This is a genomic window from Streptomyces sp. NPDC107528 (assembly GCF_055639295.1).
The window spans coordinates 355,648-370,969 of record NZ_JBVKAV010000013.1 but is presented as its reverse complement, the minus strand read 5'-3'; the positions used below and the strand labels follow the sequence as shown (position 1 = coordinate 370,969).

The 15,322-nt window shown below is 67.3% G+C and carries 15 protein-coding genes and 1 pseudogene; 8 read left to right on the top strand and 8 right to left on the bottom strand.

Annotation, left to right across the window (positions count from 1 at the left end; all coding sequences use genetic code 11):
• The first annotated feature begins 203 nt into the window (after window positions 1-203).
• Window positions 204-554, top strand: a complete 351-nt coding sequence (locus ACZ7L5_RS36870) for an LppU/SCO3897 family protein (RefSeq protein WP_471522541.1) — start codon at window positions 204-206, stop codon at window positions 552-554.
• Window positions 555-624: 70 nt separating this feature from the next.
• Here ACZ7L5_RS36870 and ACZ7L5_RS36865 read toward each other — a convergent pair whose 3' ends face one another.
• Entirely contained in the window at window positions 625-1,020 is a 396-nt protein-coding gene (locus ACZ7L5_RS36865; protein ID WP_471522539.1) for a hypothetical protein, read from the bottom strand.
• Window positions 1,021-1,059: 39 nt separating this feature from the next.
• Between ACZ7L5_RS36865 and ACZ7L5_RS36860 the strand changes: the two genes are divergently transcribed.
• Window positions 1,060-1,713: a hypothetical protein gene (locus ACZ7L5_RS36860; protein ID WP_471522537.1), complete on the top strand. Its 654-nt coding sequence runs from the start codon at window positions 1,060-1,062 to the stop codon at window positions 1,711-1,713.
• Window positions 1,714-1,906: 193 nt separating this feature from the next.
• A pseudogene (locus ACZ7L5_RS36855) lies at window positions 1,907-2,287 on the top strand (WXG100-like domain-containing protein); the annotation flags it as partial.
• A 338-nt stretch (window positions 2,288-2,625) separates the two neighbouring features.
• Here the strand turns inward: ACZ7L5_RS36855 and ACZ7L5_RS36850 are convergent.
• On the bottom strand, window positions 2,626-4,395 hold the full coding sequence (locus tag ACZ7L5_RS36850; RefSeq protein WP_471522589.1) for a hypothetical protein: 1,770 nt from the start codon (window positions 4,393-4,395) through the stop codon (window positions 2,626-2,628).
• 178 nt (window positions 4,396-4,573) lie between these two features.
• Here ACZ7L5_RS36850 and ACZ7L5_RS36845 point away from each other — a divergent pair, with 178 nt between their 5' ends.
• The 3 genes from ACZ7L5_RS36845 (at window position 4,574) to ACZ7L5_RS36835 (ending at window position 9,468) form a co-directional block, all read left to right on the top strand.
• Window positions 4,574-7,486 (top strand): toxin glutamine deamidase domain-containing protein, encoded by a 2,913-nt coding sequence (locus ACZ7L5_RS36845; RefSeq protein WP_471522587.1) that lies wholly within the window; start codon window positions 4,574-4,576, stop codon window positions 7,484-7,486.
• A gap of 71 nt (window positions 7,487-7,557) precedes the next feature.
• Window positions 7,558-8,565, top strand: a complete 1,008-nt coding sequence (locus ACZ7L5_RS36840) for a HEAT repeat domain-containing protein (protein ID WP_471522535.1) — start codon at window positions 7,558-7,560, stop codon at window positions 8,563-8,565.
• Window positions 8,566-8,922: 357 nt separating this feature from the next.
• Window positions 8,923-9,468 (top strand): hypothetical protein, encoded by a 546-nt coding sequence (locus tag ACZ7L5_RS36835; RefSeq protein ID WP_471522533.1) that lies wholly within the window; start codon window positions 8,923-8,925, stop codon window positions 9,466-9,468.
• Between the two features lie 108 nt (window positions 9,469-9,576).
• Here ACZ7L5_RS36835 and ACZ7L5_RS36830 read toward each other — a convergent pair whose 3' ends face one another.
• The 6 genes from ACZ7L5_RS36830 to ACZ7L5_RS36805 all read right to left on the bottom strand — a co-directional run bounded on the left by ACZ7L5_RS36830 (window position 9,577) and on the right by ACZ7L5_RS36805 (window position 13,848).
• Entirely contained in the window at window positions 9,577-9,978 is a 402-nt protein-coding gene (locus ACZ7L5_RS36830; protein ID WP_471522531.1) for a hypothetical protein, read from the bottom strand.
• Window positions 9,979-10,077: 99 nt separating this feature from the next.
• Window positions 10,078-10,362, bottom strand: a complete 285-nt coding sequence (locus tag ACZ7L5_RS36825; RefSeq protein WP_365064189.1) for a hypothetical protein — start codon at window positions 10,360-10,362, stop codon at window positions 10,078-10,080.
• 43 nt (window positions 10,363-10,405) lie between these two features.
• Window positions 10,406-11,536 (bottom strand): hypothetical protein, encoded by a 1,131-nt coding sequence (locus ACZ7L5_RS36820; protein WP_471522529.1) that lies wholly within the window; start codon window positions 11,534-11,536, stop codon window positions 10,406-10,408.
• A gap of 65 nt (window positions 11,537-11,601) precedes the next feature.
• Entirely contained in the window at window positions 11,602-12,015 is a 414-nt protein-coding gene (locus ACZ7L5_RS36815; protein WP_471522527.1) for a hypothetical protein, read from the bottom strand.
• 400 nt (window positions 12,016-12,415) lie between these two features.
• Window positions 12,416-13,501: a WXG100-like domain-containing protein gene (locus tag ACZ7L5_RS36810; RefSeq protein WP_471522526.1), complete on the bottom strand. Its 1,086-nt coding sequence runs from the start codon at window positions 13,499-13,501 to the stop codon at window positions 12,416-12,418.
• A gap of 20 nt (window positions 13,502-13,521) precedes the next feature.
• Window positions 13,522-13,848, bottom strand: coding sequence for a WXG100 family type VII secretion target (locus ACZ7L5_RS36805; protein ID WP_471522523.1), 327 nt, complete (start codon window positions 13,846-13,848; stop codon window positions 13,522-13,524).
• Here ACZ7L5_RS36805 and ACZ7L5_RS36800 point away from each other — a divergent pair.
• On the top strand, window positions 13,847-14,557 hold the full coding sequence (locus tag ACZ7L5_RS36800) for a hypothetical protein (RefSeq protein ID WP_471522522.1): 711 nt from the start codon (window positions 13,847-13,849) through the stop codon (window positions 14,555-14,557). The genes ACZ7L5_RS36805 and ACZ7L5_RS36800 overlap by 2 nt on opposite strands.
• A 43-nt stretch (window positions 14,558-14,600) precedes the next feature.
• The gene (locus ACZ7L5_RS36795) at window positions 14,601-15,218 is read left to right on the top strand and encodes a hypothetical protein (protein WP_471522520.1); all 618 of its coding nucleotides are present in this window, start codon (window positions 14,601-14,603) and stop codon (window positions 15,216-15,218) included.
• The last annotated feature ends 104 nt before the right edge of the window (window positions 15,219-15,322 follow it).

Sequence of the window (15,322 nt, the reverse complement as noted above, 5' to 3'; positions counted from 1 at the left end):
TTCAGCCAACTACGGGGTTCCCGGGCATGTCGACGCCTCCACCGCAGTATCCGAATCAGCCGTATGGGCAGCAGCCGCAACCGCCGTACGGACAACCGCAGCAGCCGTACGGTCAGCCGCAGCAAGGGTACGGATTCCCGCAGCAACCTCAGCCGCAGCCGCCGGGCGGGCCTCAGCGCCCGCAGCCAGGAGGTGTGCTGCGGATGCTGAAGGCCGCCCTCGTCGTCATAGCGATCTTCGGTGGGCTGGGCTACTACGTCTGGGACTACAACACCAGCCCCACCGGCGGTAAGGCGAAGGCCGAGGCTTCGGCGTCCGCGGCCGCCGAGGAGGACAAGACGCACGACCCCGAGATCGGCGACTGCGTGAAGGTCGCGGACCCTCAGGGCGAACCGCTGCCGACAGTCGTCGACTGTGGCTCGCCCGAGGCCGAGTACAAGACGGGGGCCCTGCTCCCCGGACAGGACCAGGAGTGCTCGGCGAAGTACGACTACGGCATCCAGTACCGCAACAGCCGGGGCTTCGACTACACGTTGTGTTTCACCAAGGTCTGATCCACATGGTCCATACGACCAGACCTGACCTGAGCCTGCCCTCGGCTCGCTGACCGGAATGTCCAGCGAGTCAGGGCATCGCGTCCGCCAGCGACGCGCCCGCCGCCGCCAGAATGATCGCCATCATGGCCAGGCGGGTGCGGGCGCGCCGCGCCAACTCCACACTGAGGCCGGCGGAAGCGAGGCTCACGCAGTACATCGCGGTCCCCACGCCCGCCTGGGTACCGCTGTTGAGGCGTCCCACGATCACGAAGAGGCAGACCAGCGCCACCAGCGCCCCGGCGGCCATGAGCCCACCGCGAGCACTCCGCGCCTGCTGCGACCGCCGGCTCGCGAACCCCGGATCCGCCTGCCTGGGGAAACTCGCCCGCAACTCGTCCAGCCCGGGCGGGACCGGATCGCCCTCGTCGCCTCGCAGCTGCGTCTGTACGTGTTCCCCGCCGAGTTCCCGGCCGTGCGTCGTCATGGGGAGGCAGCGTAGGTCAATTCGCTAAGCTCACGCACCATGTTGCCTTCGCACACGCCCTCCCCCGCGCCCGACGCCATGGTCATCCGGACCGGCCGTCGCGGCGCCATGACCGGCCTCCCTTGCTCCGTCCTGCTCATCGCGATGGGCGCGGTCGGCGTCGTCGGCGCGGTCGTGGTTGCTACCGGGAACCAGAAGGGGGAATCCAACCCGGCGGGTTACGTGGGCCTCGTGTTCATGCTGCTGCTCGGTGCGCTCGGCGTGTTCCTGTTCATCGCCAACTGGGCGAACCGTCGCAGCCGGATCCTCGTCGACGCCACAGGCCTGTGGGTCGAGAACGGAAAGCTTCGCAACGTCATCCCCTGGCAGGGGCTCGCCGGAGTCGGCCTGTACTGGAGCAAGTTCGGCCGAACCCAGAAGGTCTACTCCCTCGAACTGTTCCCCACCGGCCCGATCGACCGGGACGACCCCGTCCTGTGGACCCTCGTCCGCGACGAGGAGCCGTTGCACCCCGACCTGCCTCGCCTGCGCCACCGCCTCCCCTTCCCCGCGCCCTGCCGACAGGAACTCGTCTCCGCGGTCCAGCGGTACGTCCCGCACATCTGGCTCGGCGAGTCCGAACGGGCCGAGGGCCACGTCGGCCGACCCGACGTCAAGGGGCACCGACAGCGCACCCAGGGCCGTACACAGTGAACGGTCAGCCGCCCTGCCGCTCGCTTCCGGCAACAGTGGCGACCTGAAACGGACTTGTGACAGCAACCCCCTGAAGTTGCCGGCCGGTGAGTCCGTAAACTTTGCGGACGGCTGTACTCCTGTGTGATTTTCCCTCACGGGTGAGGGAGTTGTACGGCTGTGTTGTCTGACGGGGGTGCTTACTGCTGTGTCGATGATGCTGCCGGACGAACTCGAGTGGGTTCTCCAGATGCTGGGCTACAACTGGCCTACGGCGGACGAGGACAAGCTCAGAGACTCGGCCGCCCTGTGGCGCAAGTTCGGTGAGGACGTCACCGACCTGCACACCAAGGCCAACACCAGCGCCCGCACGGTGACCGCCAACAACGCCGGCGAGTCGATCGACAAGTTCACGAAGACGTACGAGAAGTTCGACGGCGGGGGCGGCGACGGCTACCTCCGTAACGCCGCCGAGGCCGCCTTCCTCATCGCGAACGTGATGGAGACCTGCGCCTACCTCGTCGAGTTCGCCAAGTGGGCGGTGATCGCCCAGCTGATCGCCCTGGCCATCCAGATCGCCGCCGCGGCTGCCGCCGCGCCTTTCACCTTCGGTCTGTCCTCGGTAGCGGGAATGGGCGCCACCCAGGCGGCCCGCCTCCTCGTGCGCCGTATCCTCGACGAGCTCAAAAAGGCGCTGCTCGAGGCACTCATCGAGACCATGAAGGAGCCTGCGATCTCGGCGATCGAGGCGATCATCACCGACCTCATCCGCCAGACGGTGAACGTCGGCTTCGGCGCACAGGAGGGCTACGACGTCGGCGCCACCCTCAAGGCCGGCGGCACCGCGGGCCTTGAGGCCCTGAAGCAGAGCCCGCAGACGTTCGCCGAGGGCGTGCGCGACAGCATGGGTAAGAAGGCGGGCGATCGCTTCCATCACGCGATCGACAGCCGTATCGACGGGTACAACGGGCCGTCCGGGACGCCGGGCAGCGACAGCGGTGCCGGTACCGACGGGAGTGGTGACGGCAGCAGCGGGAGCGGGGACTCCGGCTCGGGGAGTTCCAACTCCAACTCCAACTCCTCCTCCTCGGACTCCGGTTCGTCGGGGTCGTCGGACTCGTCGGACTCCTCGACGTCGTCGCGTTCGAGCAACGGCAGCGGGCCGGGAACGAACATAGGCAACGGGATATCGGCCGACACCGGCGGCAACGACATCGGCGGACCGAACGTGGGGCCGGGCCCCGACTCGGGCTCGGGATCCGCTTCCAACTCCGGCTCCGGCTCCGGGCAGAATCCGTCCTCCTCGGACACGCCGTACTCGAGGCCGTCGGTGGCCCCGTCCGGGTCGTCCCTGACGGACTTCGACGACCCCTCGCCCGGCGGAGCATCGTCCAACTCCCCTGGCTCCAACGGTTCCTCGGGCGCGCCGAGCACGGCCGGGCCCTCCCACTCCGGTGGCGGTTCCGGCGTATCCGGCCTGTCGTCGCCGAGCCCGCAGTCCACGCCCTCGTCCGGGGCCGCGTCGTCCGGCGGTACGTCCTCCTCGCCGGGGAGCGGCTCGATCGGCACCCAGATCGACGGCCTGGCCGCCACCGCTCCCACCCAGTCCAACGCCGCACCGGCGCCGGCAGCCGACTCGTCCCCCTCCAGTTCCGGCGGCCGTTCGGACGGCGGCTCGGCCATGCCGACGTCGCCCACGGCGCCTTCCACGGGGGGTGCGACTCCGGGTGGGCACCACAGCCCGGGCGCCTCCGGCGGCTCCAGCACGCCGTCCGCCACAAGCCCGAACGCCAACTCCGCCCCGGCGAGGAATCCTTCCGCCGGCACACCTGGCACACCTTCCGCCACCGGGACGGGGCCTGCCTCCACTCCGAGCGCCACGCCTTCTACGGCGCCTCGGAGTACGCCGGCTGCGACGCCGGGCGGTACGCCCGCGGCAACGCCGGGGAGTGCGTCGGCCTCGACGCCGGGGAGCACGTCTGCTGCAACTCCGGGAAGCACGTCTGCCACAACTCCGGGAAGCACGTCTGCCACAACGCCGGGGAGTAGGACTGCCTCCACGCCGGACGGACGTGCTCCGGGCGCGGGGGACGGGCGTACGCCGGGTACCCAGGGCACGCCGGATGGTCGAATACCGGCCCAGCGCCCCGGGAGTACGACCCCGGGCGAGGGCAACACGCCGCGGAACACTCCGGGTACGACGCCGGGCGACCGTACTCCACCGCGCGGCGGTCCCGGGAACACCTCTCCGGGCGACGGCAGCACACCTCGCAGCAACCCTGGGAACACGACTCCGGGCGACGGCAACACGTCCCGCAGCAACCCCACGAACACGACTCCGGGCGACCGCACTCCTCCCCGCAGCAACCCCGCGAACACCAACCCGAGCGACGGCAGCACACCTCGCAACAACGCCGACTCGAACAGTGGCACCCGTACCCAAACCCCGGGCCACAACCCGAGCACGACGACGCCGAACCAGAACCCGGCCCAGTCGACGCCCCCCAGGGCCGCATCGCCGTCCACCGGCACGCCCACGACGACGCCGTCCACGTCTCCCGGCGGCGGGCCCGAGCGCTCGTCGACGCCGAGCAGCAGTGCGCCGCACACCTCCACACCGAGCAGCGGCAGTCCGGGTTCCTCGACGCCGAACAACAGCAACCCGAACTCCTCGACGCAGCCGGGCCATGCCACTCCTGGCACGCCCGGCACCCAGAACCAGCCGAGTACCGGTTCGCCCGCCACCCCCTCCAGGCCGCCTCAGCAGCCGGCGGGGAACACGCCGAACACCCCCAGCACTCCGCAGCAGCCAGCCGCACAACCGCACAAGTCGGAGAACACACCGCCCGACTCGCAACAGCAAAAACAGCACCATCAGGACGTGACAGCGGTCCCGATCCACACCGTCGTCACGACACCGCCCGCCTCCGACTCCCCGTCGCACGCGGACTCCGCCACACCCCAGCCCCCCGGCTCGCCCCAGGCCAATCCCGGCGACTCCCAGAACCAACACCCGCAGCAGGACAGCCTGGACGACATCCGAGCCGACCTGGACCACCACCCGGGTGGCCTGTCCCAGCCCGATCCCGCCGATCAGCAGGCTCTGGCCGACGCGGTCCCGCACAACGAGGACGGCACCCCGGAACGCTTCCCCGACCCCTTCGGCCCCTGGACACAGCTCCAGAACGACGGCGGCAACACGGTCCCGGGCCGAAGCAACAACTGCGCAGACTGCTCCCGCTCGTTCCTGGAAACCTGGTACGGCAACCCCCAGGTCTCGGCCCCACGAACTGTCGACCTCGACGAGAACGGCAACCACAACCCGTTCACCCCCGAGGACAACGCGAACGACAACCAGATCCGCTGGACCGGCGCCGCTCACACCTACGCCGGCCCCGGCGGTGACCCCGACACCGCCAACAACATCGCCACCACCCTCCAGCAGGCCGGACCCGGTTCAGCGGCCATCGTCCAGGTCGACTGGCCCGGCGGAGGCGGCCACGCCTTCAACGTCGTCAACCACGACGGCAACATCGTCTGGATCGACACCCAGAGCGGGGAAGTCAGCAACCAGCCGCTCCACATCGACCAGGCGGAGCACGTCTGGCACATCCCGCTGGACGCCGACCGGAATCCGATCGACACGAGCCAGCCCCACACCCAGAACTCCGAGCACGCCCAGCAGGGTACGGACACGTCGCAAGACGGCGGTGACAGTGCCCAACCGAACACGACCGACGCATCCGACGGTCCCGAGAACAAGCAGACCGACGACCCGGCCCCTTCGGGTGAGACACCTGCCCATGCGCCCGGCGAGAACGTCCCGCACTCAGAGCCCGCGAACCCCGTAGACAGGCCGTCCGTCAGAGATGCGGACGGCGACAGCGAAGAGGGCGCGCTCAGCCCCGAGTCACGACCGTCGGACCGGCCGTCGGACCGGCCGTCGACAGGAGAACTTCCCGACGCCGCACGGGGGTCGGACTCCGGCTCCGCACGCGGTGAAGGTGAGAGTGGAGCCGGAGAAAGCCGACGCACACCCCCTGGCCAGGACGGCACGTCGCAGTCGGACAACGGCACTCGCACCAACGTGGCCAACACGCTCGATCCCGACAGGACCACGACTCCGGCACCTGGGACGCAGGCCTCGTCGCCGAGCGACCGCTCCGACACCCCCGCCCGCCAGGCACCCGATACCCCGGCAACCGATCGGCCCAGCAGCCAGCAGCCTCCTGTCACGGGCGCCCACGCCGCCTCGCAGCAGCACAACCCCACCGCGCGGTCGGCCGACCCACGCGGGCAGGACCCGTCCAACCGGAAACCGCACACAAACGAACGGCCGGACTCCGAGCGCGACACCACGACGCGCCCCGACGGCCGAGCGGACACCACCCCCGACGAGGCACCCCGCCAAGGCCCCCGAAGCCCTGCTGGGCAGGACTCTCACCAGCACGACGACCCCACGGATTCGACGGGCGACAAGGACAGCACCAAGGATCCCGACGACCACCCCTACACCGACCCTCACGACCGAGGCACCAGTGACACCGCGGACGAAAGCCGCCGGGTGACCGAGGACGGGCCGGACAGCGATGTCTCGCGCACCCATGAGACACCGGAGGGTGACAAGTCCAAGGAGTACGGCCTTGAGCCCGACCCGCTGCAGCAAAAGCTGCGACTGGAGCGGGACGTCCACAGGGTCGAACTCGACCGGGTCCACGACCGACTCAACCGCTGGGCGGATTCGGGCGAGCTCGGGAACGTTGTGCGGGCGACGAACGGCAGCGGGCCGAATGCCAATCCTGGCGGAGCACGTAGCTTCACCAGGGAGCAGTTGAGCGAAAGTCTCACCGGCTTCCGTGACTTGTCGCGAGGAGAGCAGCAAGCCGTTGTGGCGTCCCTCGCGAGGCTCAGCCTCTCCTTCCACCAGGAGCACGCGGTGGGCCGCAGCCCGGAACGGATCGCCAATCCTTACCGGAACGAGGGCGAGGGCGAACCCGACAAGGACACACCGGACCGCGGCGCGAAGATCTCCAAGGAGTCGCTCGGTGTGCGGCTGCATCGCATGGCGATGAACGCCTTGTTCAAGAAGGCGGAATTCAAGAACCTCGAAACCGACGACCTCAAGGAAATCAGGCGGCACGGACCAGACTTCAGTGGAAAGAACTACGCAGTCCTGGAGGTGCAGGGACCTCCGCCGGAGAGCGATGTCCATTACATCGTGGACTCGTCTGTTCCGGCCAACCAGAACCTCAAGGGGGTGCAACCACGACACTCGGAGCGACACCTGCTCGACTGGCTCAAGCGTATGGACCCGGACGGATCAACGTACACACCCATCGGCCTGTACACCGAGCGTGAACCATGCGGGCAGGGCCAGGGCCACGCGAAATGCTCCGACACTCTCCGGGACAAGCGGCTGGAGGGCATACCGATCCACTACAGCACGACTTACCGTGACGACCCCGTGGGTGTGGACACCCGTGGAGACATGGCAGATGACAAGAAGGACGCGCTCAAGCAGATGAAGGGCATGTCCGATCAGGAATCCAAGCAGCACGCGGAAAAGGTGTGGCGCGAACACTACAAGGACGACCAGGAAGGTCTCGACAAGGCACTCAAGAAGCTTGAGGACAAGACCGGCGACAAACTCATGAAGGCCATCAAGAACGAGTTCGATAACCAACGCAAGGGGACCACGACTCACAAGGAGGACGCCATCAGCGCCGAATTCGACCGGCACATCAGCGCCCTTCAAGGAACTTGGGGCAAGCTGCGTGACGACATCCTCAGCTGAACACAGCCATGGAATGACTGTCCGCCAACGCCCTTACCAGCCCGCCACGCACCACAACTAGGCTGTGGGTCATGCCAGACACCATCAACGCTCTTGTACGGGACCTCTCCGACGATGATCGGAGCGTGCGGCAGGCCGCGGAGGACGGTCTGGTCGCCCTCGGCATGCAGGCGGTCGACAGCCTGCTGCCCTACATGGGAGTGGACGGTTCATCCCGGCTGAAATGGGGTGCCGAGTCCGTCCTGCAGAGGCTGGGCGACGAGGCATTGCCACGCCTGCGGGAGATCCGGAGCCACGGTCCCGGGCGTCTGCGCAGCAACGCCCTGAAGGTACTGGTCGACCTGGGTGGCGCCGAGTACCTGGACGAGGGTGACCGGAGTGCCGTGGAGCGGCTCGTGCGGGTCAAACTCAAGGACGAACTCCCGGTGAGGGTCCCGTCGGAGGCCGGTCGCTGGCTCGCCTTCCCGGCGGAGCGAGTCGACGACGCCGTAGCCGCTCTCGGCCTGCACGATCTTCGGCCGGCCACCACGGTCATGGGCGTGGCTGCCGCCACCGAGGCCACCGACTCGCTCGAGTTCCAGGGTTCCCAGGGAAAGTCTCGGACCGCGTACCGGGTGTTCATCACGCCGGCGTTCGAGACCTGGCTCTCTGAAGTGCCGATCCAGAACTGGCGAATGCTGTGGGGCAATTCGTTCATCGATCAGCTCGACGGCTTCACACTGGCCGACAAACTCAGCGAGCGATGCGGTGAGGCTCACTTCTACGTCATCGACCCCTACAACTCCGCCGAGAACTGGTACGTCGCCCGCGAAGGTCACCGGGTGCGAAGCTTCGGCAGCTACGACCTGCCGCGGTTCCGGGGAGAACCACTGCCCTTCGAGGTGGAGTACAGGGAAGACGCTGACGAGGACGAGGCGGAGGAATACGCCGAAGGTGTTCCTTACGCCCTGACGGCAGCCGACATGCTCTCGGTCGAGCCCGGCCGCATGCCGGCGTCCAGCACCCACGGCCACGGCTGGCTCGCAACCACCCACCCCGACGTACCGAACTCCCGCTTCAAGGGGGCCTTGCCCATCTGACGCCTGCCCTGTGCGCACGGGGCCAGCGTGAAACCTCGGGGGGACCGGTTGCTGCTCGCCTCTCTCCCCTGAGCGCCCTTCACGCCGCCCGCCCCAACCCCGACGGCCCCCTCCTGATCACGCTGATAACTTGCTGTTCTTGCCTATTCACTCAGTGGGATTTCAATGAGCCAGCCACCGTTCCAGCCACCACCGCAGCCGCCGCAACCCCCTCAGGACCCCAACAACCCATACGCTCAGCCCGCGCCACCGCCCCCGCAGCAGCAGCCTCAGGGTTTCGGCCCGCCGCCCGCCCCCGGCCAGCCCCCGATGTACCCCGGAGCACCCCCGGCGCCGGGACAGCCGTCGATGCAACCCATGCAGCCGATGCAATCCGCGTATCCGATGCACCAGGCACCCCAGTTCCAGGCAGCACCCCCCTTCGGGCAGCGGCCGAACGCAAGCGGTCACCCGGTGGGCGCGGTCTTCCTCGCCTTCTTCGCGTCGGTCATCGTGTCGATGCTCTACAGCGGTCTCATCCTGGCCACCTACAAGGACCAGTCGGTCACGACAGCCAATACCCTCTACCTGGGTCACGCGCTGATCAACGGAGCGATAGTCGGCAGCCTGATCGGCATGGTGGGGCACCGCAACAACGGCGCCTGGATCAGCGGTGCCATCATCGCCGCGCTCGGCGCGTTCTTCGGCTACACCAACGCCACCCCGCTCGTCTTCGCCGACGTGGAGTCGCCCGGTGCTGTCTGGGACCTGGTGAGGTACGAGCCCTTCTGGCCGGCCAAAGCCTGGTGGACCGACGAAGCCACCGACGGAGTCGACTGGTTCTCCCCGCTCGGCTTGCTGCTCGCCGCAGCCGCCGCATGGGGCCTCGCCTACCTCATCGGCAGCAGGCGCCGGCAGGTGTGACACCGCATCAGGTACCGGTCCGGGCCATCACCCGGCGCCCCGGCCCCGGTCGGTAGCCTGGTCCGGTCCTGGCGCGAGCCGATGTCGACTCACGCCGGCCTGCCTGCCTCAGCGAAACGCCGGGCTGTCGCCGAGGCCCGCGAGCACTGCTCCAATGCACGCGACCATCATCGCCCAGCGCGTGTGACCGGCCCGCGCGAGCACGAAGCCCCATCCACCGAGGGCCACCCCCACGCCGTACGTGGCGACCCAGACGCCCAACGCGTCACCCTGACCGAGGCGTACAACGATCAGGGCAAGGCATACGACGGCGACCAACCCGGCGAACACCGCGTACTTCCCTCGCGCCTGCCGCGCGTCACGCCGCCGCTCCTCCACGAGCCCCGATCGGCCCTGGGCATCGAACTGCGCCCGCAGGTCGTCCGCGCTCACCCCGGAAGAACCGCTGGAAAGCGGCTGCCCGCCCGTCCCTTCAGGCCTGTTGGCCGCTCCACCGCTACCCGTAGTCATGGCAGTGCAGCTTAGCGGTGACGACCGGTGGCCCGCCGGAGTGGTCCAACGGATGGCGTGACAGGGCATCGAACCGCCCCAGACGAAGCGGAGTTCGCGCTACGCCCCCTCAAGCGACGCCAATACGAACGACAACGGCAGTGTGGCGACGGCGAGAGCAAGCCCCGCCGCGGCCAGTCCCGCACGGATCTCCCGCTTGCCTCGGACGCCCAGGTAGGCGGCGATCAGCGGCAGGACACAACACAGGAGCAGGCTGAAGTGCCAGCCCTCCTCCGTGATGAAGAAGACCATGGCGCCCAGGCAGACGGGCACCGAACTGACGCTCAGGACCTGGCTCCGAGAAAGGAAGAGCTCAAGGTCGCCGGCCCCACCGAAGAAACTCATGACCCGGACCGCTCTCTCCTCGTACTCCTGCTTTTCCTGCTACTCATACCGCGGCATGGTCGTAACCACCGGTACCCACCTGCGGAAACCCGTCCGCCGCCGAGAACCCGTTGACGGCCGCCGACATGACCACTCCGAGCGCGGCCAGCGCCGACGCGAAGGTGTCGAAGGTCTTGGCCGCCTCGGCCCACATCTGCATGAGCCGGATGGCCTGGGCCGCGGCCAGGGCGAACATGGCAATCGAGGCGGCCTGCCCGCCGACGGGAATGGCGTTGACTGCCTGCGCCGCGAGCAGGTTGACCAGCCAGATGACGAGCAGATCGCAGAACATCACCAGGAACGACTTCAGGAACTCCGCGAACTGGAACGCCATCTGCGCCGCCTGCGCATAGCACTGTTGCAGGGACTTGAAGGTCTCCTTGATCTCGTCGAGCTTCTTGGTGAACTCGTCGAAATACACGCTGGCGGCGTTGGCGGCATTGCCGTCCCAGGTCACACCCACGTTCTGGGTGCCCTTGCGCACATTCTCGGACACCGAGTCGCAGAACGACGCCAGGTTGCCCCATACGTCGGAGCAGTCGTTGTACTTGTTCCAGTCCCCGAAAACCCAGTTCGTGCAGACGCCGAAGGGGTCGAAGTCGAAGAGCAGCTTGGACGCCTCCACGGCCATCGCCGAGGGGCTGCCCAGGTCGAGGACGCTGCCGAGCGTCTTCTGCACGGGACTCATCTTGTACTCGTCCGCGTGGCCCGACGCGTACTTGACGATGGGGTTACTGGGATCACCGGGCGGCTTCAGCGTATCCGCGGCGTCGCTGGCGTCGGAGAAGTCGTGCGCGTCACCCCCGGAACCGCCGTCCGACACCTTGGACCCGGGGTAGGTGGCGTCGAGTTTGGCCGCCTCGCCGCTGTCCGTTTCCCGGTAGTACTTGGCGGTGCCGGTCAGCTCCTTCTCGGACGACTCCAGCAGACTCTTGACCTTCTCCAGAGCCTTCTTGGCCTCACTCACATACTGATCGTGGTCACCCGCGACCAGATCCCAGGCCTCACCGCCGACCGACTTCTCGATCTGTGCATGGGTGCCGGTGTACGAGACAGCCTGCGCACTGCCGTCCGCGGCGCGTCCCACCAGCTTCGAGAAGCCGTCGATCGCACCGGGTTCTACTCGAAAGCTCACATCTCCCCCATCGCCTGCATCAGCTCATACAAGGATCGGTACAAGGACCATCAGGACAAGGACCATCAGTACAAGGACCAGCCGCGCCCGTCGTGACGCGATTTCGTGCCCGGGCGGTTCTCCGACTCGGTACGCCGCTCGTCATCGAGCTGCCGCCGTTCCTCCTCGAGCCGGCGCTCCCCGTCAGCGGCGAGCGCCTCACGCTCGCTGTCGGACATGGAGGCCCACTTCTCGGCCAGCGGTGCCGACTGCTGCACCGCCTCCTCGGCGTACGCCGACACATCGGCCGCCTCGCGCAGCCCCATACGTCCGGAGAGGACCTCCTGAGCCATCTCCTTGAGCGCAGCGCCTCCCAGCCCCGAGGCGAGATGCTCCAGGGACTGCCGCAGGATCTTGGCCTGCGCGGCGTCCTGCTGGGTCATCTCCAGAAACTCGGAGTCGTCTACGCGCTTGTCGGAATTGTTCGCGGCGCTGTCCAAGGGATACCTCATCGGGGAGGGTCGGCGTGTCTCGACCGGCGTGAACCTACCAATGCAACTGCGAACGCTTCAACACACGGTCGCCGCAGCAATCGGGTGTTCGGTTTCAACTCGACCAGGGCGGGAGCTTGTTGGCCTTCGCGAGGCTACTGGGTTTGCGAACTTGATCATTCACCATGGCTGGATTACCTATGCCCCGAATTCTCCAATTCGCCGAATTCATCCTGCCTCTACGCAATGCCCGCTTCGCAGATTTGGCAGATGCGGCACCTGTTCATGATCACTTCTTGCTCACTCCCGGCGCGGAACCGATTCGAAGTGCCTCAACCGGACCGGGAACGCCGAGGCAATACGGCTCCAGCCCTGGCCGCTCGCCACGAGCGGTGATGTCCGCGTCACGTCATCCGAACTCGTTGCGAGCCCAGTCATCCGCACGCCCCGACGGGTTGGGGGACCCTGAAGTACCGGTGTCAGCAGAAGTACCGGTGGCACCGGAACCCGCTGCGGCAGTACTGGGCGCGGCGGTACTGGCCGCCGCCCCCTCGGACACCGACGTGGTGTTGGTGTCCCCGGAGCCGGCCCCATGCCGGGCCAACGCATCGACCCCGTGCTGCGCCCGATCCCCGACGGCCCCGCTGACGGTCTCCTTCGCGTGGTCCACATACGTGGCCGGATCCGCGTAGCCGGCGAGTGCCGACCCCTCTCCTCCGGTGACCTCGTTCTTGAGGCCGTCCACATAGGCGCCGACTGCCGTCTTGGCGACGTCCGTCGTCTCTCCGAGATCGATGCCTGACCGTGCGTCGAAGTAGGCCTCGATGCCCTGCTGACCGAGGTTCTGCGCCATTCCGACGGCGGCCTCGCGGACCTTGTCCTTGGCGGCGTCGACCACCCGCTCCTGGACGAACTGCTTGACCTGCTCCTTGACGACCTTCTTGGCCACCTTCTTGAGGGCGTCCATGGTGGCGTGCTCCATGGCCTTGGTGATCGCCTCCATGACCTCCTTCTTGAGGCGGTCCAGCAGCTCCCGGACGATCAAGCGCGTGGCCTGCGTGGCGCCCAGCGCGCCGACCTCGGACAACCCGAAGGTGAAGGGGGCCGCCGCCTGCGCGGCGATGATCTCCATCGCGAGGGCGATGAGCTGCACGATCACGGCCAACTTCGCCGTGAGGACCGCCACCGCGGCCACGTCGAAAGCCAGGGCGATCACGTCGCACGCGGTTCTCGCGTCAGGGATGTAGCGATCCTCGCCGTTCGCGCCCGTGTACGCGCCCCAGTCCTTGCTGAACCCCTCGATCGCGGCACCGAAACTGCTGGAGACGACGGTGCGGGCGAAGCCCTCGCCCTGCGCCTGGATCTCTTCGAGCTCCTTGCCGAAAGCCCGCCAGGCCTCGGCGACCTGATGCAGCGCTTCCTCATCGGCCTCGGGCCAGCTGTAGCCGAGGAGGTCGAGCACCCAGACGAGCTCGCCGGGAAGTGTGAGCGACATGTCAATAGTCCCGAATGCGCCTAGAGTTGACCGGAGATCCTGTCCAGCAGGCCACTGTTCGACGCGTCCGATGCGTCGTAGTCACGTGCGTTGTCCTGCAGGTTCTGCCCGATCTGGTGAAGCCGCTCCGCGAGGCTGTCCATCGACGTGAAGATTCCGTCACGAATCGGCGTGTAGACCTGCCCGAAGTTTTCCCCGAAATCCGCATCCGCCCAAGGCTCCCCGATGCCTTCAAGGGCACCCTGAAGCCGCTTGGACGCGGTCGCGAAATCACCCCCGAGAGTGGCGAATCGCTGCCCTTGCTGCCGGAGCACATCCGTGTCCACGTTAAAGGTTTCGAACGTCATGACGCTCCCCCGAACTCCCCTTGCTGTACGTCATATTGCACGACAGGCGGATAGCTTAGACTCCTCGCGCACGACCCGAAAGTCGGCCGGTCAAGAGATCGTCAAGGAATTCAAAGGGACGCCCAAAGTGGTGACAGCTCAGCCGCGTTACAGCAGTACAGGGGCCCAGTGGGCGGGAAGACTCCTCGGATTTGGACTGCTCCTCGCGGCCGTGGCCGTCGCCGCGGTGACCATTCCGGAACTGCGCAGTGAACTGGCCGGTGACGGCACCGCGGGGGCCCTCACGATTTCTTCATGTGAGACACACACGAAGACCCACTACGGCACGCATCGACGTTCGACAGAACTCCGTTTCAGTTGCACCGGAAACTGGACGGCTCAACAAGGTGGGACCACTTACCAAAATCTAGAAGTGGACACTTCGTCGCGTTTCGAATCCGGTGCGAAAATCCCGGTCGTACAAGTGGACGGTACTTTCGAGCAGCCGCAGGACCGTGACCCCGGAGACGACGCCGCGATCCTCGCGCTCTGCCTCTCCTTGCTGTCGTTCGGCATCCACTGCCTCCTCACCGGCTTCGGCTCCCGCAACGGCCCCGGCTTCGCGGCCTCCTGGAGCTCCTTGCCGGCCCGGACCATCACCGGTCCCCTCCTGGGCGGTCTGTTCGCCTTGGGCGTCCTGACAGCACTCGTGTGCACATTCGCCCTGTGATGCCCGTATCCGCACTCTTCCGCACTCTGAGGACTCACCCCCAATGGCACAGCTGCACGGGAACGCACCGCCGAACGCCACTCCGGAAGGGCGCGCGGGCCTCGGCCGTCTCATCGGCGCGGGCCTCATCCTCGTAGGCGTCGTCCTCCTGGCCCTCGGCGCCTACCTCGGCCCGTACTCGTACGCCACCTCCACACCGGGCAAGCTCACCGTCGAGACCTGCACCGTCGACTACAAGTACCGCTCGAGCTCGTCGAGCACCTCAAGCAGTTCGCGGAAGCGGACCAAGACCAAGTGGTGCTACGGCACTTTCACCACCGCCGACGGCAGCACCAAGGACCTCAACGCGGAACTCAGAAGCGACGCCCTGTACCAGCGCGGCGACGTCCTCGACGCCGTCAAGACCGGCGACACCTCCTACCAGCAGGACCACGGCTGGGTCGGCGCCGTCGCCGTCGGCTGCGCATGGTGGTTCGGCGCCCTCGTCCCCCTCGGCATCGGAATCCTCAGCATCACCACCGGCTTCGCCTTCGGCGGCACCTCCGACTTCCGCCACGCGAGGGAGACCGCGAGCCAGGGCCTGCTCGGCACCGTGTTCGTGATGATCGCGGTGGGGGTGGTGGGGTTTGTCGTCAGCTTGTTGGTGACGTTCTTCGTGTGACGCGAGTTTGGACCGTGCGTCGCACAGAGGTGGCTCCCTGAGGCGGTTGTTCCGATGCGAATCGGCAACAACCGCCTCAGGGAGCTTCGTGGCACAGAGGGACT

Coding starts and splice junctions, on each gene's coding strand:
- ACZ7L5_RS36795 (WP_471522520.1), top strand. CDS start 14,601: ATGGCACAGCTGCACGGGAACGCACCGCCGAACGCCACTCCGGAAGGG.
- ACZ7L5_RS36865 (WP_471522539.1), bottom strand. CDS start 1,020: ATGACGACGCACGGCCGGGAACTCGGCGGGGAACACGTACAGACGCAG.
- ACZ7L5_RS36805 (WP_471522523.1), bottom strand. CDS start 13,848: ATGACGTTCGAAACCTTTAACGTGGACACGGATGTGCTCCGGCAGCAA.
- ACZ7L5_RS36810 (WP_471522526.1), bottom strand. CDS start 13,501: ATGTCGCTCACACTTCCCGGCGAGCTCGTCTGGGTGCTCGACCTCCTC.
- ACZ7L5_RS36830 (WP_471522531.1), bottom strand. CDS start 9,978: ATGACTACGGGTAGCGGTGGAGCGGCCAACAGGCCTGAAGGGACGGGC.
- ACZ7L5_RS36825 (WP_365064189.1), bottom strand. CDS start 10,362: ATGAGTTTCTTCGGTGGGGCCGGCGACCTTGAGCTCTTCCTTTCTCGG.
- ACZ7L5_RS36860 (WP_471522537.1), top strand. CDS start 1,060: ATGTTGCCTTCGCACACGCCCTCCCCCGCGCCCGACGCCATGGTCATC.
- ACZ7L5_RS36870 (WP_471522541.1), top strand. CDS start 204: ATGCTGAAGGCCGCCCTCGTCGTCATAGCGATCTTCGGTGGGCTGGGC.
- ACZ7L5_RS36800 (WP_471522522.1), top strand. CDS start 13,847: ATGACGCTCCCCCGAACTCCCCTTGCTGTACGTCATATTGCACGACAG.
- ACZ7L5_RS36840 (WP_471522535.1), top strand. CDS start 7,558: ATGCCAGACACCATCAACGCTCTTGTACGGGACCTCTCCGACGATGAT.
- ACZ7L5_RS36835 (WP_471522533.1), top strand. CDS start 8,923: ATGCAGCCGATGCAATCCGCGTATCCGATGCACCAGGCACCCCAGTTC.